General features: G+C 67.9%; 21 protein-coding genes. 18 read left to right on the top strand and 3 right to left on the bottom strand.

Going from position 1 to position 24119, the window contains the following annotated elements:
* Window positions 1-247: 247 nt before the first annotated feature.
* The 12 genes from K9U41_RS04390 to lpdA all read left to right on the top strand — a co-directional run bounded on the left by K9U41_RS04390 (window position 248) and on the right by lpdA (window position 15580).
* A complete protein-coding gene (locus tag K9U41_RS04390; RefSeq protein ID WP_282639650.1) occupies window positions 248-883 on the top strand; it encodes a GntR family transcriptional regulator in 636 nt (211 codons plus the stop codon).
* Between the two features lie 46 nt (window positions 884-929).
* A complete protein-coding gene (gene oxc / locus K9U41_RS04385) occupies window positions 930-2684 on the top strand; it encodes an oxalyl-CoA decarboxylase (protein ID WP_282639639.1) in 1755 nt (584 codons plus the stop codon).
* A 137-nt stretch (window positions 2685-2821) separates the two neighbouring features.
* Window positions 2822-4099: a formyl-CoA transferase gene (gene frc, locus K9U41_RS04380; RefSeq protein ID WP_282639638.1), complete on the top strand. Its 1278-nt coding sequence runs from the start codon at window positions 2822-2824 to the stop codon at window positions 4097-4099.
* 92 nt (window positions 4100-4191) lie between these two features.
* The gene (locus K9U41_RS04375; RefSeq protein ID WP_282639637.1) at window positions 4192-4653 is read left to right on the top strand and encodes a PAS domain-containing protein; all 462 of its coding nucleotides are present in this window, start codon (window positions 4192-4194) and stop codon (window positions 4651-4653) included.
* A 227-nt stretch (window positions 4654-4880) separates the two neighbouring features.
* Entirely contained in the window at window positions 4881-6134 is a 1254-nt protein-coding gene (frc, locus tag K9U41_RS04370) for a formyl-CoA transferase (protein ID WP_282639636.1), read from the top strand.
* A gap of 493 nt (window positions 6135-6627) precedes the next feature.
* Window positions 6628-7830 carry an ADP-forming succinate--CoA ligase subunit beta gene (gene sucC / locus K9U41_RS04365; protein ID WP_282639635.1) on the top strand — a complete coding sequence of 401 codons (1203 nt, stop codon included), beginning with the start codon at window positions 6628-6630 and terminating at the stop codon, window positions 7828-7830.
* A complete protein-coding gene (gene sucD, locus K9U41_RS04360) occupies window positions 7830-8714 on the top strand; it encodes a succinate--CoA ligase subunit alpha (RefSeq protein WP_282639634.1) in 885 nt (294 codons plus the stop codon). Before sucC ends, sucD begins: the two co-directional genes overlap by 1 nt.
* Window positions 8715-9082: 368 nt before the next feature.
* Complete coding sequence (locus K9U41_RS04355) at window positions 9083-12037, top strand: 2-oxoglutarate dehydrogenase E1 component (protein ID WP_282639633.1); 2955 nt, start codon at window positions 9083-9085, stop codon at window positions 12035-12037.
* 9 nt (window positions 12038-12046) lie between these two features.
* Window positions 12047-12388, top strand: coding sequence for a YciI family protein (locus K9U41_RS04350; protein ID WP_282639632.1), 342 nt, complete (start codon window positions 12047-12049; stop codon window positions 12386-12388).
* A gap of 27 nt (window positions 12389-12415) precedes the next feature.
* Entirely contained in the window at window positions 12416-13651 is a 1236-nt protein-coding gene (gene odhB / locus K9U41_RS04345; protein ID WP_282639631.1) for a 2-oxoglutarate dehydrogenase complex dihydrolipoyllysine-residue succinyltransferase, read from the top strand.
* A gap of 213 nt (window positions 13652-13864) precedes the next feature.
* Complete coding sequence (locus K9U41_RS04340) at window positions 13865-14155, top strand: DUF2442 domain-containing protein (protein WP_282639630.1); 291 nt, start codon at window positions 13865-13867, stop codon at window positions 14153-14155.
* A 21-nt stretch (window positions 14156-14176) separates the two neighbouring features.
* Window positions 14177-15580 (top strand): dihydrolipoyl dehydrogenase, encoded by a 1404-nt coding sequence (gene lpdA / locus K9U41_RS04335; protein ID WP_282639629.1) that lies wholly within the window; start codon window positions 14177-14179, stop codon window positions 15578-15580.
* A gap of 116 nt (window positions 15581-15696) precedes the next feature.
* Here the strand turns inward: lpdA and K9U41_RS04330 are convergent, their stop codons facing one another.
* The 3 genes from K9U41_RS04330 to K9U41_RS04320 all read right to left on the bottom strand — a co-directional run bounded on the left by K9U41_RS04330 (window position 15697) and on the right by K9U41_RS04320 (window position 17573).
* Window positions 15697-15858 carry a hypothetical protein gene (locus K9U41_RS04330; RefSeq protein ID WP_282639628.1) on the bottom strand — a complete coding sequence of 54 codons (162 nt, stop codon included), beginning with the start codon at window positions 15856-15858 and terminating at the stop codon, window positions 15697-15699.
* A 262-nt stretch (window positions 15859-16120) separates the two neighbouring features.
* The gene (locus K9U41_RS04325; protein WP_282639627.1) at window positions 16121-16555 is read right to left on the bottom strand and encodes a VOC family protein; all 435 of its coding nucleotides are present in this window, start codon (window positions 16553-16555) and stop codon (window positions 16121-16123) included.
* Between the two features lie 31 nt (window positions 16556-16586).
* Window positions 16587-17573, bottom strand: a complete 987-nt coding sequence (locus tag K9U41_RS04320; protein WP_282639649.1) for a tyrosine recombinase XerC — start codon at window positions 17571-17573, stop codon at window positions 16587-16589.
* 157 nt (window positions 17574-17730) lie between these two features.
* On the opposite strand from K9U41_RS04320, the gene K9U41_RS04315 reads away from it, so the two are divergent.
* From K9U41_RS04315 to K9U41_RS04290, 6 genes are all read left to right on the top strand, one after another.
* Window positions 17731-18384, top strand: coding sequence for a PadR family transcriptional regulator (locus K9U41_RS04315; RefSeq protein WP_432715722.1), 654 nt, complete (start codon window positions 17731-17733; stop codon window positions 18382-18384).
* A gap of 191 nt (window positions 18385-18575) precedes the next feature.
* Window positions 18576-18902, top strand: a complete 327-nt coding sequence (locus K9U41_RS04310) for a helix-turn-helix transcriptional regulator (protein ID WP_282639626.1) — start codon at window positions 18576-18578, stop codon at window positions 18900-18902.
* A gap of 4 nt (window positions 18903-18906) precedes the next feature.
* A complete protein-coding gene (hyfB, locus tag K9U41_RS04305; RefSeq protein WP_282639625.1) occupies window positions 18907-20952 on the top strand; it encodes a hydrogenase 4 subunit B in 2046 nt (681 codons plus the stop codon).
* Complete coding sequence (locus tag K9U41_RS04300) at window positions 20943-21896, top strand: respiratory chain complex I subunit 1 family protein (RefSeq protein WP_282639624.1); 954 nt, start codon at window positions 20943-20945, stop codon at window positions 21894-21896. Before hyfB ends, K9U41_RS04300 begins: the two co-directional genes overlap by 10 nt.
* A complete protein-coding gene (locus tag K9U41_RS04295) occupies window positions 21896-22576 on the top strand; it encodes a hydrogenase-4 component E (protein WP_282639623.1) in 681 nt (226 codons plus the stop codon). Before K9U41_RS04300 ends, K9U41_RS04295 begins: the two co-directional genes overlap by 1 nt.
* A complete protein-coding gene (locus tag K9U41_RS04290) occupies window positions 22573-24030 on the top strand; it encodes a hydrogenase 4 subunit F (RefSeq protein ID WP_282639622.1) in 1458 nt (485 codons plus the stop codon). The genes K9U41_RS04295 and K9U41_RS04290 overlap by 4 nt, the downstream gene beginning before the upstream one ends.
* Window positions 24031-24119: the final 89 nt, after the last annotated feature.

Genomic DNA, 24119 nt, shown 5'->3' with positions numbered 1-24119 from the left:
TCCCGATCCCGCGCAAGCCCAGCCATGCTGCGGTGCGCCATCGAAACTCCGGGCGGCGGGATTGCGTTGGCGTTATGAAGACCGTATACAGTATTTCACGGTGTCGGACCGCCTCGTCAGAAGGCTGCCGATCCAGGGAGAGGAAGCCAAGGTCGTGCATCAATTGCCTGTGCATCAGACCCCCGCGCCGGTCGCGGATGCTCCGAAGCTCAACGTCGAGCCGCTGGAGGCTGCCTCGAGCCTGCGCATGCTGGCCTACGACGCGCTCAAGCGCGCCATCACCCAGATGGATATCTACGGCAGCGCCGCCGAGTTCCGACTCGACGAGCGCCAACTCTCCGAGACGCTCGGGGTGTCGCGCACGCCGATCCGCGAGGCCATGACGGTTCTGGAGCAGGAGGGCTTCGTGCGCTCGGTGCCCCGCCGGGGCATCTTCGTGGTGCGCAAGACCAAGCGCGAGATCCTGGACCTCATCGTGGTCTGGGCGGCGCTGGAGGGCATGGCGGCGCGGCTTGCCGCGACGAGCGCCTCCGACGACGAGATCGCCAGCCTGCGCCGGCTGTTCAACGAATTCGAGGCCACGCCGCCGGCGGGCCCCATGCATGAATATTCGCAGGCGAACATCGCCTTCCACCAGGCGGTCATCCGCATGGGGGGCTGCCGCCTGATCGTGGACATGACCGGGAACCTGTTCCTGCACATGCGCGCCATCCGCGCGGTGTCGGTGCGGCAGGAGAACCGGTTCGAAATCTCCATGCGGGAACACATGGCGATCATCGACGCGCTCGAGCAAAGGGACCCAGATCTCGCCGAGCGCCTGGTGCGGGAACACACCATGGGCCTTGCGGCCCATGTGGAGCGGCACGGTGTCTTCCCCGAATAGGCCGATCACAGGCTGAACCGGAACGGCACATGTAAGGAGACGCCTCATGGCAACGGCGGAAAAGACCAAGATTGAAGACAACGTGGTGCATCTCGATCCGGCGGCCGAGCAGGAGCTTACCGACGGCTTCCACCTCGTCATCGATGCCCTGAAGCTCAACGGTATCGAGACCATCTACGGCGTCCCCGGCATTCCGATCACCGACCTCGGCCGCATGGCCCAGGAGGAGGGGATCCGGGTCATTTCCTTCCGTCACGAGCAGAATGCCGGCAACGCGGCGGCCATCGCCGGCTTCCTCACCAAGAAGCCGGGCGTGTGCCTCACCGTCTCCGCGCCGGGCTTCCTCAACGGCCTCACCGCGCTCGCCAACGCCACCACCAACTGCTTCCCGATGATCCTCATCTCCGGCTCGTCCGAGCGCGAGATCGTCGACCTCCAGCAGGGCGACTATGAGGAGATGGACCAGCTCGCCATCGCCAAGCCCTTGTGCAAGGCGGCCTTCCGCGTGCTGCACGCGGCGGACATCGGCATCGGCGTGGCGCGCGCCATCCGCGCGGCGGTGTCGGGCCGTCCCGGCGGCGTCTATCTCGACCTGCCCGCCAAGCTGTTCTCGCAGGCGATGGATGCCGAAGCCGGCGCCAAATCGCTGGTGAAGGTGATTGACCCGGCCCCGGCGCAGCTTCCCTCGCCCGCAGCCGTGGACCGCGCCATCGAGCTTTTGAAGGGCGCCAAAAAGCCCCTCGTCATCCTCGGCAAGGGCGCCGCCTATGCCCAGGCCGATGAAGAGATCCGCGCCTTCGTCGAGAACAGCGGCATCCCCTTCCTGCCCATGAGCATGGCCAAGGGCCTTCTGCCCGACACCCATCCCCAGTCCGCCGGCGCCGCGCGCTCCACCGCGCTGAAGGATGCCGACGTGGTGCTGCTGGTCGGCGCCCGCCTCAACTGGCTGCTGTCCCACGGCAAGGGCAAGACCTGGGGCGACAAGCCCAAGCAGTTCATCCAGGTGGACATCGAGCCCAAGGAGATGGACTCCAACGTGGAGATCGCGGCGCCGCTGGTGGGCGACATCGGCTCCGTCATCGCGGCGCTCAACGCCCGCATCGACGGCAGCTGGCAGGCCCCGCCCGCCGAGTGGGTGGAGACCATCCGCTCCAAGAAGGACGCCAACATCGCCAAGATGGCGCCGAAGCTGCTCAAGAATTCGGTGCCCATGGACTTCCACTCGGCGCTCGGCGCGCTGAAGAATGTGATCAAGGAGCGGCCCGACGCCATCCTCGTCAACGAGGGCGCTAACACCCTCGATCTTGCCCGCGGCATCATCGACATGCACCAGCCGCGCAAGCGCCTGGATGTGGGCACCTGGGGCGTGATGGGCATCGGCATGGGCTTCGCGGTGGGCGCGGCCGTGGAGACCGGCAAGCCGGTGCTCGCGGTGGAAGGCGACAGCGCCTTCGGCTTCTCCGGCATGGAGGTGGAGACCATCTGCCGCTACGGCCTGCCGGTCACCATCGTCATCTTCAACAACAACGGCATCTATCGCGGCACCGACACCGACCCCACCGGGCGTGATCCCGGCACCACGGTGTTCGTGCCCGGCGCCCGCTACGACAAGATGATGGAAGCCTTCGGCGGCGTGGGCGTGCATGTCACCTCCCCCGACGAACTCTATCGCGCGGTGAGCGCCGCCATGGACAGCGGCAAGCCGACCTTGATCAACGCGGTGATCGATCCGGCGGCCGGCTCCGAGAGCGGCAACATCGGCTCGCTCAACCCGCAGAGCGTGGTCAAAAAGAAGAAGTGAGCTTTTTGACCCCATGAATCCGGCGGGCGGGAGAAATTCCGCCTGCCAAACCCGAAGACCAAAAACAATAAGCAGTCATCCGGGAACGAGACACGAAAGCGGCGCAGCGTCGCAAGACCAGCCGGAGCGAGGACAAGATGGGCAAGGCACTAGAGGGGGTCCGCATCCTGGACTTCACCCACGTTCAATCCGGACCGAGCTGCACCCAGCTGCTCGCGTGGTTCGGCGCCGACGTGATCAAGGTGGAGCGGCCGGGCGAAGGCGACGTGACGCGCGGCCAGCTGCGCGATGTCGGCGACGCGGACAGCCTCTACTTCACCATGCTCAACTCCAACAAGCGCTCCATCACCCTGGACACCAAGACCGCCGACGGCAAGGCCGTGCTCGAGGACTTGGTGCGGCGCTGCGACGTGCTGGTGGAGAATTTCGCTCCCGGCGCGCTGGATCGCATGGGGCTGACGTGGGAGCGCCTGTCCTCCATCAACCCGCGCCTCATCCTCGCCTCGGTGAAGGGCTTCGGCCCCGGCCCGTTCGAGGACTGCAAGGTCTATGAGAATGTGGCCCAGTGCGCGGGCGGCGCCGCCTCCACCACCGGCTTCCGCGACGGCCCGCCCGTGGTGAGCGCGGCCCAGATCGGCGACAGCGGCACCGGCCTGCATCTGGCGCTGGGCATCGTCACGGCGCTGTTCCAGCGCGAGCATACCGGCCGCGGCCAGAAGGTGCTGTGCGCCATGCAGGACGCGGTGCTGAACCTGTGCCGGGTGAAGCTGCGCGACCAGCAGCGCCTCGCCTCGGGCCCGCTCAGGGAATACAGCCAGTATGGCGAGGGCGTGCCCTTCGGCGAGACCGTGCCGCGCGCCGGCAACGATTCCGGCGGCGGCCAGCCTGGGCGCATCCTGCGCTGCAAGGGCTGGGAGCAGGACCCCAACGCCTACATCTACTTCATCACCCAGGGTCCGGTGTGGGCGAAGATCTGCGACGTCATCGGCGAGCCGGAATGGAAGACCAAGCCGGACTATGCGAGCCCGGCCGCCCGCCTGCCGCACCTCAACGAGATCTTCACCCGCATCGAGGCGTGGACCATGGCCCACACCAAGTTCGAGGCCATGGAGATCCTCAACCAGTACGACATTCCCTGCGGGCCGATCCTGTCCATGAAGGAGATCGCCGAGGACCGCTCGCTCTACGCCACCGGCACGCTGGTGGAGGTGGAGCACCCGGTGCGCGGCACCTACCTGACCGTGGGCAACCCCATCAAGCTTTCGGACAACCAGGTGGACGTGGAGCGCTCGCCGCTGCTCGGGGAGCACACGGACGAGGTGCTCTCCCAGGTGCTGGGCCTCACGCCCGACCGCATCGACGACCTGCGCCAGTCGGGCGCGCTCGGCGCGCCGCGGCGGATGGCGGCGGAATAGGGCATCGCCTCCGGGCGGCACCCTGAGGGGCCGCCCCTTGCCGCCGGCCCCGCGCCGGCGGGGAGCAAAGGGCAGGAAGAGGATAAGGATTCATGACTGCGGCCCTAGATCTTGCTCAGCTGCTAGATGCCGTCGGAGACGCCATCGTCGTCTGCGACCAGGCCGGCGCCATCACGCTCTGGAACACGGGCGCCGAGCGCATGTTCGGCTTTGCGCCCACCGAGGCCCTGGGCCAGTCGCTCGACATCATCATCCCGGAGCGCCAGCGCAAGCGGCACTGGGACGGCTACGACGTGACCATGCGTACGGGCGTCACCCGCTACGGGACGAGCCTGCTGCGCGTCCCGGCCGTCCACAAGGACGGCCACGCCCTGTCCATCGCCTTCACCGTCGCCCTCGTCCTCTCGGCCGATGGAAAGCCGACGCACGTCGCCGCGGTCATCCGCGACGAGACGGAGCGGTGGAAAGAAGAACGCAACCTTCAGAAGCGCGTCGCCGAGCTTGAGGCGAAGCTGAAGGCAACGGAACCAGAGCCGGATCCGATCAGGTCATGACCTGATCGGTGAATCCGTCTCTGAACTCATAGAAGAGAACGCGCTCACCGATCAGCTTGCAGGACAAGCTGATCGGCGCGTGCTCTCGCACAATAGCCGGGTCAACCGGCACGGATCGGTTCGATGGCGGCCCCCGGCCGCCGCGGCCGGAGGGTTCTCGGGGCGAGGGGGCGCCACTGCCGCTCTCCTCCCGGTCTTAAGGCAACGCTTGACAAGGGAACGCGACCATGACGACCAAGCCATTGGAAGGCATCAAGATCATCGACTTCACGCACGTCCAGGCCGGTCCCGCCTGCACGCAGCTCCTCGCCTGGTTCGGCGCGGACGTGATCAAGGTGGAGCGCCCCGGCTCCGGCGACGTGACGCGCAACCAGCTGCGCGACATCTCCAATGCCGACGCGCTCTACTTCACCATGCTGAATTCCAACAAGCGCTCCTTGACCCTCGACACCAAGACCCCCGCGGGCAAGGAAGTGCTCACGAAGCTCATCAAGGAGAGCGACGTGCTGGTGGAGAATTTCGGACCCGGCGCGCTCGACCGCATGGGCTTCACCTGGGAGCACATCAACGAGCTGAACCCGGGCCTGATCGTCGCCTCGGTGAAGGGCTTCTCCGACGGCCACCACTATGAAGACCTGAAGGTGTACGAGAACGTCGCCCAGTGCGCCGGCGGCGCGGCCTCCACCACCGGCTTCTGGGATGGCCCGCCCACCGTGTCGGCCGCCGCCCTCGGCGATTCGAACACCGGCATGCACCTTGCCATCGGCATCCTCACCGCGCTGCACGCCCGCAACAAGACCGGCAAGGGCCAGAAGGTGGCCGTGTCCATGCAGGACGCCGTGATCAACCTGTGCCGCGTGAAGCTGCGCGACCAGCAGCGCCTCGACCGCGTGGGTTATCTTGAGGAATACCCGCAGTATCCCAACGGCACCTTCTCCGACGTGGTGCCGCGCGGCGGCAATGCGGGCGGCGGCGGCCAGCCGGGCTGGGTGCTGAAGTGCAAGGGCTGGGAGACCGATCCCAACGCCTACATCTACTTCACCGTGCAGGAGCAGGCCTGGGGCAAGGTGGCGGAGGCCATCGGCAAGCCGGAATGGATCAACGACCCGGCCTATTCCACCGCCCGCGCCCGCCAGGACAAGATCTTCGACATCTTCGCCACCATCGAGGAATGGCTCGCCGACAAGACCAAGTTCGAGGCGGTGGACATCCTGCGCAAGTTCGACATCCCCTGCGCGCCGGTGCTGACCATGAAGGAGATCGCCGAGGACGAGTCGCTGCGCAAGAGCGGCACCATCGTCGAGGTGGATCACAAGGAGCGGGGCAAGTACCTCACCGTGGGCAGCCCCATCAAGTTCTCCGACCTGAGCGTGGAAGTCACCGGCTCCCCGCTGCTCGGCGAGCACACTGACGAGGTCCTCTCCGAGCTTGGGTACTCGGCGGACCAGATCAAGTCCATGCACGAGAGCCGCGTGGTCTGATCGACCGCAGGCCTGTGCGTCCGACGCGTTTTCGAGCGACCTGAACGCAAGTTCGCGCGACGAAAAGGCGTTGGGGCACCCGACGGCTGCGGTCCGAAACGCTCCGCCGCCGCACGTCTCCGCACCATCATGCCCCGGACACGCCGGGGCATGACATCTTGTTCGATTGTTTGCCAAGCCCCGTCCGGACCCTGCGGCGCTGAGCGCCTGAGAGCGCGATCCAAACAGATTGGCTCAATCTGATTGGACAACGCGAGCTCCAGCCGGTCCCGCCACGCCCCTGAGGGGCCGCACAAATCACTCTGGAACCCCGCCGAGCGCGTCACGCCTGCGGCCCCGTTTGGCGTCGAGAACTGGCGTCGTGTCGCATTGGTGCGCGGCCCGGAATGCGTGCACACTCCGACTTTGGTCGCAAGACCGAGGATGCAGGACGCAGCCGGAAGAGCCGCGCCCGAGGTCGCCGCATGCGCGGCCCTCGACGAGGGAGGAACCCATGAACATTCACGAGTATCAGGCCAAGGCCCTTCTCAAGGAATTCGGCGTGCCGGTGTCGCGCGGCATCGCCGCTTTCACGCCGGAGGAAGCGGAGGCGGCCGCCGCGAAGCTGGGCGGCATCGCCTTCGTAGTGAAGGCGCAGATTCATGCGGGCGGGCGCGGCAAGGGCCGTTTCAAGGAACTGCCCGAGGGCGCCAAGGGCGGCGTGCGGGTGGTGAGGACCCCCGCCGACGTGAAGGCGAACGCCGTCGAGATGCTTGGCAATACCCTCGTCACCGCGCAGACGGGCCCGGACGGCAAGCAGGTGAACCGCCTCTATATTGAGGAAGGCGCCTCCATCGACAAGGAACTCTACCTGTCCATGCTGGTGGACCGCGCCACCGCGCGCGTCGCTTTCGTGGTCTCCACCGAGGGCGGCATGGATATCGAGGAGGTGGCCCACTCCACCCCCGAGCGCATCGTCACCTTCTCCGTGGACCCGGCCACCGGCGTGCAGCCCCTGCACGGCCGCAAGGTGGCGCAGGCGCTGGGGCTGTCCGGCGACCTCGCCAGGCAGGCGGTGGCGCTGACGGAAAACCTCTATCGCGCCTTCACCGACAAGGACATGAGCCTGCTGGAGATCAACCCCCTGGTGCTGACGCGGGACGATCGCCTCGTCTGCCTCGACGCCAAGGTGGGCTTTGATGCCAATGCCCTGTTCCGCCATCCCGAGGTGGTGCAGCTGCGCGACGAGAGCGAGGAGGACTTCAAGGAGATCGAGGCCTCGCGCTACGATTTGTCCTATATCGCCCTCGACGGCACCATCGGCTGCATGGTCAATGGCGCGGGCCTCGCCATGGCCACCATGGATATCATCAAGCTCTACGGCCGCGAGCCGGCGAACTTCCTCGACGTGGGCGGCGGCGCCACCAAGGAGAAGGTGACGGCGGCCTTCAAGATCATCACCGCGGATCCCAATGTCGAGGGAATATTGGTGAACATCTTCGGCGGCATCATGCGCTGCGACGTGATCGCGGAGGGCGTCATCGCCGCCGTGCGCCAGATGGGTCTGAACGTGCCCCTCGTGGTGCGCCTCGCCGGCACCAACGTGGAAGAGGGGAAGAAGATCATCCGCGAGTCGGGTCTGAACGTGATCCCGGCGGACGATCTCGATGACGCGGCGCAGAAGATCGTCGCGGCCGTGAAGAAGGAAGCTGCGTGATGTCCGTGCTTATCGACGCCAACACCAAGGTCATCACCCAGGGCTTCACCGGCAAGAACGGCACCTTCCACGCCCAGCAGGCCATTGCCTACGGCACCAAGATGGTCGGCGGCACCTCGCCGGGCAAGGGCGGCACCACCCACCTGAACCTGCCGGTGTTCGACACCGTGATCGAGGCGAAGGAGAAGACCGGGGCCGACGCCTCGGTGATCTACGTGCCGCCGCCCGGTGCCGCCGATGCGATCCTGGAGGCCATCGACGCCGAGATCCCCCTCATCGTCTGCATCACCGAAGGCATCCCGGTGCTGGACATGGTGAAGGTGAAGCGGGCGCTGTCGGGCTCGAAGTCCCGGCTCATCGGCCCCAACTGCCCCGGCATCGTGACGGCGGGCGAGTCGAAGATCGGCATCATGCCGGCCAACATCTTCAAGACCGGCTCGGTGGGCGTGGTGTCGCGCTCGGGCACGCTGACCTATGAGGCGGTGTTCCAGACCTCGCAGGAGGGCCTGGGCCAGACCTCGGCGGTGGGCATCGGCGGCGACCCGGTGAAGGGCACCGAGTTCATCGACGTGCTGGAGATGTTCCTCGCCGATCCGAAGACCACGTCGATCATCATGATCGGCGAGATCGGCGGCTCGGCGGAGGAAGAGGCGGCGCAGTTCATCGCCGACGAGGCGAAGAAGGGCCGCAAGAAGCCGATGGTGGGCTTCATCGCCGGCCGCACGGCGCCTCCCGGTCGCCGCATGGGCCATGCGGGCGCCATCATCTCCGGCGGCAAGGGCGGCGCCGAGGACAAGATCGCGGCCATGGAGGCGGCGGGCATCCGCGTGTCGCCGTCCCCGGCCCGTCTCGGCAAGACCCTCGTCGAAGTGCTCAAGGGCTGAGCGACCTTCTCTTGGGTTGTGTCTTGGGCTGTGTCTTGGGCTGAGCGATCCGGCGCCCTCTTCCGTAAAGGGAGGGGGCAGCCGCCGTGAAGCCGGATACGCCGCGCAATCGCCATGAAGTTCGGCGACTGGCGAGCGCGGTTTGGGGGATGCGCCGCGACGGTCTTTCGGCCGGTCGCGGCGCATCCCATCTAAAGGTTGTCGAGCACCTCTGCTGAAGGCCGCCACGAGCCTCGCAGGGGTGAAAGGGCGCCCGGCGAGAGCCGGACGCCGGATTTGTGGCAGACGAGCGGTCTTTGGGGCTTCATTTTCAGCGCAAAATGCGCTGAAGCAATGCGAGGCGCCTTCGATCATCCGGGAACAAGCCCATGTCGCGCGCGGAACAGAACGACGTTTTCCTCTCCACCTCCTTCCTTGATGGCGCCAACGCCGCCTGGATCGAGGATCTCTACGCCCGCTACGAAGCCGACCCGAATTCGGTCAGCCCCGACTGGCAGAGCTTCTTTGCGGCGCTGAAGGACGATCCGAACGCGGTGATCCAGAACGCCCGCGGTGCATCCTGGAAGAAGCCGCACTGGCCGGTGCACGCCAATGGCGAGCTGGTCTCGGCCCTGGACGGCCAGTGGATCGAGGTGGAAAAGGCCATCTCGGACAAGGTGAAGGCCAAGGCGCAGAAGGTGGGCGTCGAATTCTCCGCCACCGAGGTGCAGCAGGCCACCCGCGACAGCGTCAAGGCGCTGATGATGATCCGCGCCTATCGCATGCGCGGCCACCTGCATGCCAATCTCGACCCGCTCGGCCTGACCCCGCCGCGCGAGGCGCCGGAGCTGGATCCCGCCTCCTACGGCTTCTATGAGGCCGATCTCGACCGCAAGATCTTCATTGACCACGTGCTGGGCCTCGAGTTCGCCTCGGTCCGGCAGATGGTCACGATCCTGCGCCGCACCTATTGCGCCAGCATCGGCGTCGAGTTCATGCACATCTCCTCGCCCGAGGAGAAGGCGTGGATCCAGGAGCGCATCGAGGGTCCCGACAAGGAGGTGACCTTCACCCGCGAGGGCAAGCGCGCCATCCTCAACAAGCTGGTGGAAGCCGAGGGCTTCGAGAAGTTCCTCGACGTGAAGTTCACCGGCACCAAGCGCTTCGGCCTCGACGGCGGCGAGAGCCTGATCCCGGCGCTGGAACAGATCATCAAGCGCGGCGGCAACCTGGGCGTGAAGGACATCGTGTTCGGCATGGCCCATCGCGGCCGCCTGAACGTGCTCACCCAGGTGATGGGCAAGCCCCACCGCGCCCTGTTCCACGAGTTCAAGGGCGGCTCCTGGGCCCCCGACGACGTGGAAGGCTCGGGCGACGTGAAGTACCACCTCGGTGCCTCGTCCGACCGCGAGTTCGACAACAACAAGGTCCACCTGTCGCTGACGGCCAACCCGTCGCATCTCGAGATCGTGGACCCGGTGGTGCTCGGCAAGGCCCGCGCCAAGCAGGACCAGATGCAGGACACCGAGCGGGTGCAGGTGCTGCCGCTGCTGCTGCACGGCGATGCCGCCTTCGCCGGCCAGGGCGTGGTGGCCGAGTGCCTCGGCCTCTCTGGTCTGAAGGGCCACCGCACCGGCGGGTCGATCCACGTCATCATCAACAACCAGATCGGCTTCACCACCAATCCGCGCTATTCGCGCTCCTCGCCCTATCCCTCGGACGTGGCGAAGATGATCGAGGCGCCGATCTTCCACTGCAACGGTGACGATCCGGAATCGGTGGTGTTCTGCGCCAAGGTGGCGACCGAATTCCGCCAGCGCTTCCACAAGCCCGTCGTCATCGACATGTTCTGCTACCGCCGCTTCGGCCACAATGAGGGCGACGAGCCGGCGTTCACCCAGCCGAAGATGTACAAGGTGATCCGCCAGCATCCGAGCGTGCTGGAGCTGTACACCAAGAAGCTCGAAGCCGAGGGCGTGGTGACTGCCGGCGAGGTGGACACCATGCGCGCGGCGTGGCGCGAGCGCCTGGAGGCCGAGCACGAGGCCGGCCAGGCCTACAAGCCCAACAAGGCCGACTGGCTCGACGGCCGCTGGGCCGGCTTCAAGGCGACCCATGAGGACGACGATCCGCGGCGCGGCAACACCGGCGTCGCCGAGGATACGCTGAAGGCCATCGGCGAGAAGATCACCAGGGTGCCGGAGGGCTTCCAGCTCCACCGCACCATCCAGCGCTTCCTGGACAACCGGCGCAAGTCCATCGAGGACGGCAAGGGCATCGACTGGGCCACGGGCGAGGCGCTGGCCCTCTCGTCCCTGCTCCTGGAAGGCCATCCCGTGCGCTTCTCCGGCCAGGACGTGGAGCGTGGCACCTTCTCCCAGCGCCATTCGGTGCTGACCGACCAGGAGACCGAGGCCCGCTTCAAGCCCTTCAACCATCTCTCCGAGACCCAGGCCAAGTACGAGGTCATCAACTCGATGCTCTCGGAAGAGGCGGTGCTCGGCTTCGAGTATGGCTACACCCTCTCCGAGCCCAACACCCTGGTGCTCTGGGAAGCGCAGTTCGGCGACTTCGCCAACGGCGCGCAGGTGGTGTTCGACCAGTTCATCTCCTCGGGCGAGCGCAAGTGGCTGCGCATGTCCGGCCTCGTCTGCCTGCTGCCGCATGGCTATGAGGGCCAGGGTCCGGAGCACTCCTCCGCCCGCCTCGAGCGCTACCTGCAGCTCTGCGCCGAGGACAACATGCAGGTGGCGAACTGCTCCACCCCGGCCAACTACTTCCACATCCTGCGCCGCCAGATGAAGCGCGAGTTCCGCAAGCCGCTGATCCTGATGACGCCGAAGTCGCTGCTGCGCCACAAGCGGGCGGTGTCCTCGCTGAGCGACATGGTGACCGGCACCTCCTTCCACCGGGTGCTCTGGGACGATGCCCAGTCCCATCCGGAGGAGAACGCCATCAAGCTGGTGCCGGACGACAAGATCCGTCGCGTCGTGCTGTGCACGGGCAAGGTCTATTACGACCTGCTCGAGGAGCGCGAGAAGCGCGGCGTGTCGGATGTCTACCTGATGCGCGTGGAGCAGCTCTACCCGTTCCCGCTCAAGACCCTGGTGCAGGAACTCTCGCGCTTCAAGAACGCCGAGGTGTCCTGGTGCCAGGAAGAGCCCAAGAACCAGGGCTCCTGGGCGTTCGTGCAGCCCTATCTCGAATGGGTGCTGGAGCAGGTGGGCGGCGCCGCGAAGCGTCCGCGCTATGCCGGTCGTCCCGCCTCGGCGGCGACCGCCACGGGCCTCATGTCCAAGCATCTGGCCCAGCTCAAGGCCTTCCTCGACGAAGCCCTGGGCTGAGCCGGCGACATGGCCCACTTCCTCCTGCGCCTCTCCCCGCCGCGTCCCGCCTTCCCGGCGGACGCGACTGCGGCGGAGATGGATGCCATGGCCGCCCACGGCGCCTTCTGGCAGCGCGAGGCCGATCACGGCGTCGCCCTCGCCGTCGGGCCGGTGGCGGACCCCTCGGGCATCTGGGGCATGGCGCTGGTGGAAGCGCAAGATCAGGACGCGGCGGACGCTCTCGCCGCGCAGGACCCCGTCATCGCGGCAGGGCTGGGCTTCGCCTATGAGGTGATGCCCATCCTGTCGCTCATACAGCGCCGGGTGGCTGGCCCGGTGCCTGTCCCATCTTCACCTGCCGATAGTTGAGGGAGGCCCCGCACTGGGGCGAACGCAATGACCACCGAGATCCGCGTACCGACCCTGGGCGAGTCCGTTACCGAGGCGACCATCGGCAAGTGGTTCAAGAAGCCCGGTGATACCGTCGCCGCCGACGAGCCGCTGGTGGAACTGGAGACCGACAAGGTCACGGTCGAAGTGCCTGCGCCCGCCGCCGGCGTGCTGGCCGAGATCGTCGCCAAGGACGGTGACACGGTGGGCGTCGGCGCCCTGCTCGGCTCCATCGGCGCCGGTTCCGGCGCTGCCGCCGCGGCTGCTCCCGCTGCCGCCGCTCCGGCGCCCGCCGCCGCGGCGCCGGCTCCCGCTCCCGCTCCCGCTGCGGCGCCTGCCGCCGCTGCCGCGTCCGGCGCCAACGGCCCGGCCGTGGGCCGCATCGCCGCCGAGAGCGGTGTGGATCCGTCCGGCGTCGCCGGCTCCGGCAAGGATGGCCGCGTCACCAAGGGTGACATGCTGGCCGCCATCGCCGCCGGCGCCGCTGCGGCTCCCGCCGCCGCCCCGGTCGCGGTCCGCGCCCCCTCGGCGCCCACCGATGCGGTGCGCGAGGAGCGGGTCAAGATGACCAAGCTGCGCCAGACCATCGCGCGGCGCCTGAAGGACGCGCAGAACACCGCGGCCATGCTCACCACGTTCAACGACGTGGACATGAGCGCCGTGATGAGCCTGCGCTCCCAGTTCAAGGATGCGTTCGAGAAGAAGCACGGCACCAAGCTCGGCTTCATGGGCTTCTTCACCAAGGCGGTCATCGCCGCCCTGAAGGACCTGCCGGCGGTGAACGCCGAGATCGACGGCCAGGACCTCGTCTACAAGAACTACTACAACATCGGTATCGCGGTGGGCACCGAGAAGGGCCTCGTGGTGCCGGTGGTGCGCGACGCCGACCTGCTCTCCGTGGCGGAGATCGAGAAGGCCATCGCCGGCTATGGACGCAAGGCGCGTGACGGCAAGCTCGGCATCGAGGACATGCAGGGCGGCACCTTCACCATCACCAACGGCGGCATCTACGGCTCGCTGATGTCCACCCCGATCCTGAATGCGCCGCAGTCGGGCATCCTCGGCATGCACCGCATCGAGGAGCGCCCGGTGGCCATCAAGGGCCAGGTGGTGATCCGCCCCATGATGTATCTCGCTCTCTCCTACGACCACCGCATCGTCGACGGCCGCGAGGCCGTGACCTTCCTGGTGCGCGTCAAGGAGACCCTGGAGGATCCCGCGCGGCTCGTGCTGGATCTGTGAGAATTTGAGGGGATGGCCAGGCACTGGAACGCCTGGCCATCCTTCTGATCGCCCGTGCGGGCCGATCGCCTGTGCGGGCATGGTCTGCGCGGCGCTCAGCGGGTGGTACGGCGGGCCTTTCGATCAGCAGGCGATCCATCGGGGCGGATGGGGCGATGACGAATTTCTCCAGTGGACCAACGCCACCTCCGGCCTTCCCACGACGAGGATCCCATGACGCCTGCGCTGCGCATCACTCTCGCGGAACCGGTCATTCCCGGCGTGGTGAAGCTCGTCTTCACCGGCGGCTATGAAGGCGTGGTCGATTTGCGGCCGATCATAGCGCGCGGCCAGATCTTCACTTACCTGCAGACGCCCGAGCATTTCGCCCGCCTGCAGCTGGACGAATACGGCCATCACATTTTCTGGGTCGACGAGAACGGCTACGAGATCGATTTCGGTGCCGACCAGCTGCGCAAGGACTGCGAGAAGCAGGCGCAGCTTCATCTGCTCGCGGCCAGCTGATCAACGGAGCACAACATCCGCATGTCCTACGATCTCACCATCATCGGTACCGGCCCCGGCGGCTATGTGTGTGCCATTCGCGCGGCCCAGCTCGGCCTCAAGGTGGCCGTGGTGGAGAAGCGCGGCACCCATGGCGGCACCTGCCTCAATGTGGGCTGCATCCCCTCCAAGGCGCTGCTCTACGCCTCCGAACTGTTTGAGGAAGCCGGCCACAAGTTCGGCGAGATGGGCATCGGCGTCCCCGCCCCCAAGCTCGACCTGAAGACCATGCTCGCCTTCAAGGACAAGGGCGTGGACGGCAACGTCAAGGGCGTCGAGTTCCTGCTGAAGAAGAACAAGGTCGACGTCTACATGGGCGCCGGGAAGATCCTCGGCACCGGCAAGGTCGAGGTGACGCTGAACGCCGACGGCAAGGTCGAGGTCCTGGAGACCAAGAACATCGTCATCGCCACCGGCTCGGACGTGGCGCCCCTGCCGGGCGTGACCATCGACGAGCAGCGCATCGTCTCCTCCACCGGCGCGCTGTCGCTGCCCAAGGTGCCGGGCAAGCTGCTGGTGGTGGGCGCCGGCGTCATCGGCCTGGAGTTGGGCTCGGTGTGGCGCCGTCTCGGCGCGCAGGTGACCGTGGTGGAGTTCCTCGACCGCATCCTGCCCGGCATGGACAGCGACGTGGCCAGGAGCTTCCAGCGTATCCTCGACAAGCAGGGCTTCGCCTTCAAGCTCGGCACCAAGGTCACCGGCGTCGATACCTCGGGCAAGACCCTGAAGGTGTCGGTGGAGCCGGCGGCCGGCGGCGCGGCCGAGGTGATCGAGGCGGACGTGGTGCTGGTGGCCATCGGCCGCATTCCCTACACCGCGGGCCTCGGCCTGGACGAGGCGGGCGTCGCCAAGGATGCACGCGGCCGCGTGGTGACCGACCACCACTTCGCCACCAACGTGCCGGGCATCTATGCCATCGGCGACGTGATCGTCGGCCCCATGCTCGCCCACAAGGCCGAGGATGAAGGCGTGGCACTGGCGGAGCTGCTGGCGGGCAAGGCCGGGCACGTGAACTATGACGTGATCCCCGGCGTGGTCTACACCTTCCCGGAGGTGGCGTCGGTCGGCAAGTCCGAGGACGACCTGAAGGCGGCGGGCGTGGCCTACAAGGTGGGCAAGTTCCCCTTCACCGCCAACGGCCGCACCAAGGTGAACAACACCACGGACGGCTTCGTGAAGATCATCGCCGATGCCGCCACCGACAAGGTGCTGGGCGCCCACATCATCGGCCCCGAGGCCGGCGAGATGATCCACGAATGCGCCGTGCTCATGGAGTTCGGCGGCTCGTCGGAAGACCTCGCCCGCACCTGCCACGCCCATCCCACCCGCTCGGAAGCGGTGAAGGAAGCGGCCATGGCCGTGGAGAAGCGCGCCATCCACATGTGATGCGCCGAGGCCGGTGAGTTGGCCGGTGTGCTGGACGCATCGGCCTCTTCCAGAAAAAAGCCCTCCGGCCTGGGGCCGGAGGGCAATGGAGGTCCCTTGAAGATCTGTCGAGCGCGTCAGCCGCCCTTTTGGGCGGTGGACGTGCTCGCCGTCGTGGTCGGTGCGCCGGTTTGCGACGACGCGTTGGTCATGCCGGCACATCCCGCGCCGCCGGCGAAAGCGGGCGCGGTTCCGGCAAGAACGGTCAGGGCGCATAAGGTGAAAGCAATCCGCTTCATCTTCTTCTCCTGGCCTCGGTCGGGGGGTACGCTCCGATTAAGCCACGCTGCGGCCTTCACGCGAACCCTTCGTCGGCCGAGGTCCGATCACGATTTCGCGCACCCTTGAGCGTCGCTATTGTCCGGGCCGCTGCTCGCACGCGCTGGAAACGCGCCTTCGGTCACGCGCGCCACGACGACGCGCCACGACGACGCGCCACGTCGGTGCGCCATGCCGGCGCGCCACGCCGCCGCGCCGCTTCCGCGTTGAGGAGCGCAGCCCTCAGATGAACGTCACCGCCTCGATGCGCCAGCCGTCCGGGTCCTTCAGGAAGGCGGCGTAATAGCCCGGCCCGTAGTGGGGCCGCAGGCCCGGTGCGCCGTGGTCCGTCCCGCCGGCGGCAAGACCCGCCGCATGGAAGGCGGCGACGGCGGCCTCATCCGGCGCGCAAAAGGCGATGTGGGTGCCCGGCGGCGGGGAAACCGGCCCGTCACGCAACTGCACCCAGAACGGCGCGGCGCCGATGGCGCCTTCTGGGGCGGGGATTGTGCCCGGCGGCCCCCAGCAGGCGGAGGCACCCTCCGGCTCGTCATAATCGGCCACCCGCACCAGACCCAGCGGCGCCAGCACCGCATCGTAGAAGCGCACCGCGCGCGGCAGGTCCACCGTGGTGATGGACAGATGCTCGATGACCGGGCGGACGGGCGGGAAGCTCATGGGGTCTCCTTTCAGGCGGCTCATCTCTGCATCACGTATCCGACGCGCCGGAGCGCGGGTGGGCGGCGCGCCAGGCAGCCATGAGCGCGGTGGCGTCCACCTCCGTATAGATCTGCGTGGTGGAGAGCGAGGCGTGCCCCAGCAATTCCTGGATGGCGCGGATTTCCCCGCCCCGGGACAAAAGGTGCGTGGCGAAGGCGTGGCGCAGGGCGTGGGGCGTGGCGCTCTGCGGCAGGCCGAGGGCGCCGCGCATGCGCTCCACCGCCAGTTGCACGATGCGCGGAGACAGCGGACCGCCCCGGGTGCCACGAAACAGCGGCCCGTCCGGCCCGAGGGCATGGGGGCAGACGGCCCGGTATTCGGCGATGGACCGGCGCACCGGCGCGATGAGCGGCACCATGCGCGTCTTGCGCCCCTTGCCGGTGACGGTGATGGATTCGGCGTCCGGCGGCACGTCGCGGGGGGTGAGGCCGAGAGCCTCGGAGATGCGCAGCCCCGCCCCGTAGAGCAAAGCGATGACCGCCGCGTCGCGCGCCAGCACCCAGGGCTCGCGATCCTCCCCCGCGCGGGTGGCAGGATCGGACAAGGCGCGGGCGGCGGCGATTGTGACCGGCTTCGGCAGGCTGCGCGGCACCTTGGGCGCGCGCACGGCGGTGAGCGCCCCCACCTTGCCCAGCCCCTCGCGCTCCAGATGCCGGCCGAAGGAACGCGCGGCGGCGAGCAGGCGCACCAGCGTGCGCGGCGCCACCCCGTCGGCCCGGCGGGCGGCGAGCACCGCGCGCACGTCGGCGGGAGTGAGCGCCGCGAGATCGGAGATGCCCGGGCGTGCGCCGAGATGGTCGGTGAGGCGCATCAGCACCACAGAGAGGTCACGGGCATAGGCTTCCAGCGTCTTGGGCGACAGGCGCCGCTCGTGGGCAAGGCGCGCGAGCCAGGCCTCGATGGCCGCGCCCACGTCCGGCGTCACGGCGGAAAGCAGGCCGTGGGCGGCGCGGGCGGCTTTCTGCTCATCGCTCATGGCCATGGGAGCACTCCGGAAGACGGTGCCTCCCTCTATGGACGTGCCGCCTTCAAAAACCCTGAACGGAACCGCCGTTGCGCCCCTTGCGTTTCAGATATATCGAACGATATACGTCGTGTCGTTATATCTTACGACATAACTTAGGAGACGCATCATGTTTGGATGCAAACGTGACGGACACCATGGCGGCGATCGCAACCGGGGTGACTGGGAAGAGGTGCGCCAAGCGGTTGGACCCGGCCGCGGCGGCGAATTCGGCGGCCATCGCGGTGGCGGGCGTGGCGGACGGGGCGGCGGCGACATGTTCCGCATCGGCCGGATGCTGGCGCAGGGCGACCTGAAGCTGCTGGCCCTGTCGCTCATCGCCGAGCAGCCGCGGCACGGCTACGAGATCATCAAGGTGATCGAGGAGAAGACCGCCGGCTGGTATTCGCCGAGCCCCGGCGTGGTCTATCCCACCCTCACCTTCCTGGAAGAGGCGGGCTACGTGACCTCCGAGCCCGACGGGGCGAAGAAGCGCTACGCCATCACCGAGGAAGGCCGCGCCTATCTCGCCGAGAACCGCGACTTCGCCGATGCCATCATCGGGCGCCTGTCGGAGATCGGCCTCAAGATGGGGCGGGTGCGCAAGTGGATGGGCTGGAGCGAGAACGGCCCGAGCCAGGGCGCCGAACTTCCCCGCCTGGTGGAGGCCGCCCTCGAAAACCTGCGGGACGTGGCCCAGCAGAAGCTGGAGGCCAATCGCGGTGCCGAGACACGCATCGTCGAGATCCTCGCCCGCGTGGCCAACGACATCCGCGAGGCGTGATCCCCGCGACCGCATGTTCGCGGTGGGTTGAGCCGCGAACATGCCCGCGCCATCCGGGCCTGCGGCCCCCGCATCGCTGGGGCTGAGGCTTCGACTTTATGATGTTTCACACATCATAAATGATGCTTGAACGGTGAATGTGGGAGGCGTAAGCAGGAAAGACCCTGTCACACGCGTCCACCCTGGCCGTCATGATCACAGCCGCCCAGCTTCGCGCCGCCCGTGCCATTCTCGGCCTCGATCAGCGCGCCCTCGCGGCCCTGAGCGGCCTGTCCCTGCCCACCATCCAGCGCATGGAAGCCAGCGACGGCGTCATCCGCGGCAACGTGGATTCGCTCATGAAGCTCGTGGGCGGGCTGGAGGCGGCGGGCATCGAGCTTATCGGCGAAGGGGCCGTCAGCGAGGCCGGAGGGCGGGGCGTGCGGCTGCGGGCACAAGTGCCCTCTTCTCCGGCGCCCTCTTCTCCGGCACCCTCTCCCGGGCCCCTTGCCAGCCGGCCCTTGCCGGGGGAGGAGTAGGGCCATGCCCGAGGCCGCCTTCGCCGCGCAGCTTCCCCCGAGCGGACACCTCCTCGTTGCCCTCGGCGCGGTGGCGGCGCTGCTGGCCCTCGCCGCGCTCGGTGTGGCGAGCGCTCACCGCCCTGCGGGCCGGCCCCTGATCTATGGCGGCGCGCTGGCGGTGACGCTGGTGGCCGGCCTCTCGGCCCTCACCGCCATTGCGGCGCCGGCTGCCGGTATGGTGCTGCCCTTGGGCATTCCCTGGATCGGCACGCACCTGCGGCTCGATGCGCTGTCGGCGGTCTTCCTCGCCGTCATCAATCTCGGCGGCGCGGCGGCCAGCCTCTATGGCCTCGGCTACGGCCGGCACGATCATGCGCCGGAACGGGTGCTGCCGTTCTTCCCGGCCTTCCTCGCCGGCATGAACATGGTGCTGCTGGCGGACGACGCCTACAGCTTCCTCCTGTCGTGGGAATTCATGTCGCTGGCGTCCTGGGCGCTGGTGGTGGCCCACGACAAGGAGGCGGGCAATGTGCGCGCCGGCCTCGTCTATATCCTCATGGCGTCCTTCGGCACGCTGGCGCTGATGCTGGCCTTCGGCCTGCTCGCCGCCGGCTCCGGGGGCGGCTATGCCTTCGATGCCATGCGCGAGGCGCCCCCCGTGGGGGCCTTCGCCGCGCTGGTTCTGACCCTTGCCATGCTGGGCGCCGGCTCCAAGGCGGGCCTCGTGCCGCTGCATGTCTGGCTGCCTTTGGCCCATCCCGCCGCGCCCAGCCACGTCTCCGCCCTCATGAGCGGGGTGATGACCAAGGTGGCGGTCTACGGCTTCATCCGCATCGTGTTCGATCTGTCCGGCCCGCCGGACTGGTGGTGGGGTATTCCGGTGCTGGCGGCGGGAGGCATTGCGGCTGTCATCGGCGTGCTGCAGGCGCTGTTGCAGGGAGATACCAAGCGGGTGCTGGCCTACTCGACTATCGAGAATATCGGCCTCATCTTCATTGGCCTCGGGCTGGCGCTCGCCTTCTCGGCCAACGGCTTTCCCGCCGCCGCCGCGCTGGCGCTCACCGCCGCCCTGTTCCATGTGCTCAACCATGCGGCCATGAAGAGCCTCTTGTTCTTCGGCGCAGGCGCGGTGCTCACCGCCACCGGAACCCGGCAGATGGACGAACTGGGCGGCCTCATCCACCGCATGCCTGCTACCGCCGTGGTGATGCTGATCGGCTGCGCCGCCATCTCGGCCCTGCCGCCGCTCAACGGCTTCGCCTCCGAATGGCTGGTGTTCCAGGCGGTGCTGCTGAGCCCGGACCTGCCGGCCTGGGGTCTGAAGCTGATGGTGCCGGCCGTGGGCGCGCTGATGGCGCTGGCCGCAGCGCTCGCCGCCGCCTGCTTCGTGCGGCTCTACGGCGTCGCCTTCCTCGGCCGGCCGCGCAGCCCCATGGCCGCCGGGGCCCAAGAGGTGGACGCCTTCTCCCGCGCCGCCATGATCGCGCTTGCGGCAACGTGCGTGCTCGCCGGCCTGCTGCCCGGCTTCGTCATCGATGCGCTGCAGCCGGCGGTGGGGGGTCTCGTGGGCGAGACCATGCCGGCGCAGGGCTCCGTGGCGTGGCTCTCCATCATCCCGGTGGCGGAGAGCCGCAGCTCCTATAACGGGCTGCTGGTGTTTGCCTTCACGGCGCTGTCGGCGCTGCTGGCCGCGGTCGCCATCCACCGCTTCGCCTCGCGGGCGGTGCGGCGGGCGCCGCCGTGGGATTGCGGCTTCCCCAATGCCAGCCCGCTGGCGCAATATTCCGCCGCCTCGTTCGCCCAGCCCATCCGCCGGGTGTTCGCCCGCGGCCTGTTCGCGGCGCGCGAGAAGGTGGAGATGCCGCCCCCCGGCGCGCTCACCCCGGCCCGCTTCTCCTCCAGCGCGCGCGACCCGGCCTGGGCCTTCCTGTTCCTGCCGCTGACGGCGGCGGTGGGATATGTGGCCGAGCGGGCGAACACGCTGCAATACCTCACCATCCGCCAGTATCTGGGCCTCGTCTTCTCGGCCCTGGTGCTGCTGCTTCTGGTGCTCGCCCTATGGACCTGATGGCGCACATCCTGGTGCAGGGCACGCAGATGCTGCTTGTGCTCGCCCTCGCCCCGCTGCTCACCGGGCTGGTGCGCAAGGCCAAGGCGCGCCTCCAGCGCCGGCGGGGCGCCAGCGTGCTCCAGCCCTATCGCGACCTCGTCCGGCTGCTGCGCAAGGAGGTGGTGCTGGCGCAGAACGCCTCCTGGCTGTTCCGGGTGGTGCCCTATCTGGTGTTCGCGGCCACCTGGGTGGCGGCGGCGCTGGTGCCCACCTTTGCCACCGGGCTGATCTTCTCCTGGACGGCGGACCTCATCGCCATCACCGCCCTGATCGGCTCGGCCCGCTTCTTCCTGGCGCTGGCCGGCATGGATGTGGGCACCAGCTTCGGCGGCCTCGGATCGAGCCGGGAGGTGATGATCTCCTCGCTGGCCGAGCCGGCCATGATCATGATCGTGTTCGCCCTCGCCCTGGTCGCCCATTCCACCCAGCTCTCCACCATCGCCTCGGTGATGCTGGCGGGGGTGGGCCTGCGGGTCTCGCTGGCGCTGGCTCTGGTGGCGCTGCTGATGGTGGCGGTGGCGGAAAACGGCCGCATCCCGGTGGACAATCCCTCCACCCACCTGGAGCTGACCATGGTGCACGAGGCCATGGTGCTGGAATATTCCGGCCGCCATCTGGCGTTGATCGAATTGGCGGCGCAGCTGAAGCTGCTGCTGTTCCTCTCCCTGGTCGCTTGCGTGTTCGTGCCGTGGGGCCTCGCCCCGGTGGGGGCGGGTGTCCCCGGGATGGCGCTGGGCCTCGTGAGCTATGGGGGCAAGCTCGCCGTGGGCGCGCTGCTCGTCGCCGTGTTCGAGACCTCCATCGCCAAGATGCGGGTGTTCCGCGTGCCGGACTTCCTCGGCGCGGCGCTCATGCTCGGGCTGCTGGGCACGCTGCTGCTCTTCGTGTCGGGGATCCTGTGATGATCGAGCACGCCATCACCCCCAACCTCGTCTTCGACGTGGCCCACATGTTCGCGGGCGCGCTGGTGCTCATCTCCTTCCTGATGCTCTACCAGGACCGGCTCTATGCGCTGCTGAACGTCTTCGCCCTGCAGGCGGTGGCGCTGGCGCTCGCGGTGGCGTGGCAGGCCTATGCCCAGGATGCGCCGCACCTGTACGTGACGGCGGGCATCGCCCTCGTATTCAAGGCGCTGGTGATCCCGGTGGCGCTGCATCGCATGGTGGCGCGGCTCGGCATCCACCGGCAGGTGGAGACGGCGGTGTCCATCGGCCCCACCATGCTGGCCGGCATCGCCCTCGTCGCCCTCTCCATGGTGGTGATGCTCAAGGCCACCCCCGCCGCCGACGCGCTGGCGCGGGAGGACCTCGCCTTCGCCCTCTCGGTGGTGCTGCTGGGCCTCCTGATGATGGTCACGCGCCGCAACGCGGTGAGCCAGGTGGTGGGCTTCATGTCGCTGGAGAACGGCCTGATCCTCGCCGCCACGGGGGCCAAGGGCATGCCGCTGGTGGTGGAAATCTCGGTGGCCTTCTCGGTGCTCATCGCCTTCATCGTCATCGGCATCTTCCTGTTCCGCATCCGCGAGCGGTTCGACACCGTGGACGTGGACGCCCTCGACCGCTTCCGGGGAGGGCGCGCATGACCGTCCTCGCGACGCTGCCGTTCAATCCCGCGCCGGTCATCCTCGCCATTCCGGCGGTCGCGGCGGTGCTGCTGGCGCTGATCCCGTCCTATCGCGTCTCGGCCGCGCTCAATGTGGGCGCCTGCGCCCTCACGTTCCTCACGGCCCTGTCCCTGCTGGTGGCGCCGCGCGTCGCCGGGCCGTTCCTCATCGTGGACGACCTCAATATCGTGTTCGTGGTGCTGAACACCTTCGTGGCCTTCACCACCAGCGTCTTCTCGGCAAGCTACATCGCCCACGAACTGGAGACCGGGCGCCTCACGCCGCTGCATTTGCGCTTCTACCACGCCATGTACCAGGTACTGCTGGCGGCCATGACCCTGGCGCTCGTCTCCAACAATCTCGGCGTCATGTGGGTGGCCATCGAGGTGGCGACACTGACCACGGTGCTGATGGTGGGGCTTTATCGAACCGAGGCGGCCATCGAGGCGGCGTGGAAATATTTCATGCTGGGCTCGGTGGGCATCGCGCTCGCCTTGTTCGGCACCATCCTGGTCTACATGGTGGCCCAGCCGGTGGTGGGCGAGGGGCCGGACGCCATGGTCTGGAGCGTGCTGATGCAGCACGCGCGCAATTTCGACCCGGCGCTGCTCAATGTCGCCTTCGTGTTCCTGCTGCTGGGCTACGGCACCAAGGTGGGCCTTGCCCCGCTCCATGCCTGGCTGCCCGACGCCCATTCGGAAGGCCCCACCCCCATCTCGGCGGTTCTCTCGGGGCTGCTGCTCAACGTGGCGCTCTATGCGGTGCTGCGCTTCAAGCTCTTGATGGCGGCCCATCCCGGCACGCTGGCGCCGGGGCCGCTGATGATGGCCATGGGCCTCGCCTCGCTGCTGCTCGCCGGCTTCATGCTGTACCGGCGGCGGGACATCAAGCGGCTGTTCGCCTATTCCTCCATCGAGCACATGGGCCTCATCGCCTTCGCCTTCGGGCTCGGCGGGCCTGTGGCCAATTTCGCCGGGCTGCTGCACATGACCATGCACAGCCTCACCAAATCGGCCATCTTCTTCGCGGTGGGCCATGTGTGCCAGGTGAAGGGCACGCAGAAGCTCGCCGACATCCGTGGGCTCACCACCTCCCATCCGGCGCTGGGCTGGGGCCTCGTGGTGGCGGTGGCGGCCATCGCCGGCCTGCCGCCGGCCGGCGTGTTCATGAGCGAGTTCCTGCTGGTGACCTCCGCCTTCGCGCACCGGCCGTGGCTCGCGCTGCCGCTGGTGGCCGGACTGCTCCTCGCCTTCGGCGCGTTGATGGTGAAGCTTTCCGGCATCGCCTTCGGCGCGCCCAGCCCCGGCACCGACAAGGTGAAGGCGAGCCATCTGCCCATGACAGTGCATCTCGCCCTGGTGCTGGTGGCCGGGCTCTATCTGCCGCCGCCTCTGGTGGCGTGGTTCCGGCACGTGGCCGGGCTTCTGGGCTAGAGCATATTTCGCGAACTGAAGTTTGCGAAATATGCTCTAGCTTGTTGTTTTAACGCAATTTTGGACGCAAAGCCGTTTCCCGCTTTTGC

The organism is Xanthobacter autotrophicus (assembly GCF_029991245.1).
Lineage (GTDB): Bacteria > Pseudomonadota > Alphaproteobacteria > Rhizobiales > Xanthobacteraceae > Xanthobacter > Xanthobacter autotrophicus_C.
Note: the sequence above shows the minus strand (reverse complement) of the source record. Positions and strands in the feature narration are given on the sequence as shown.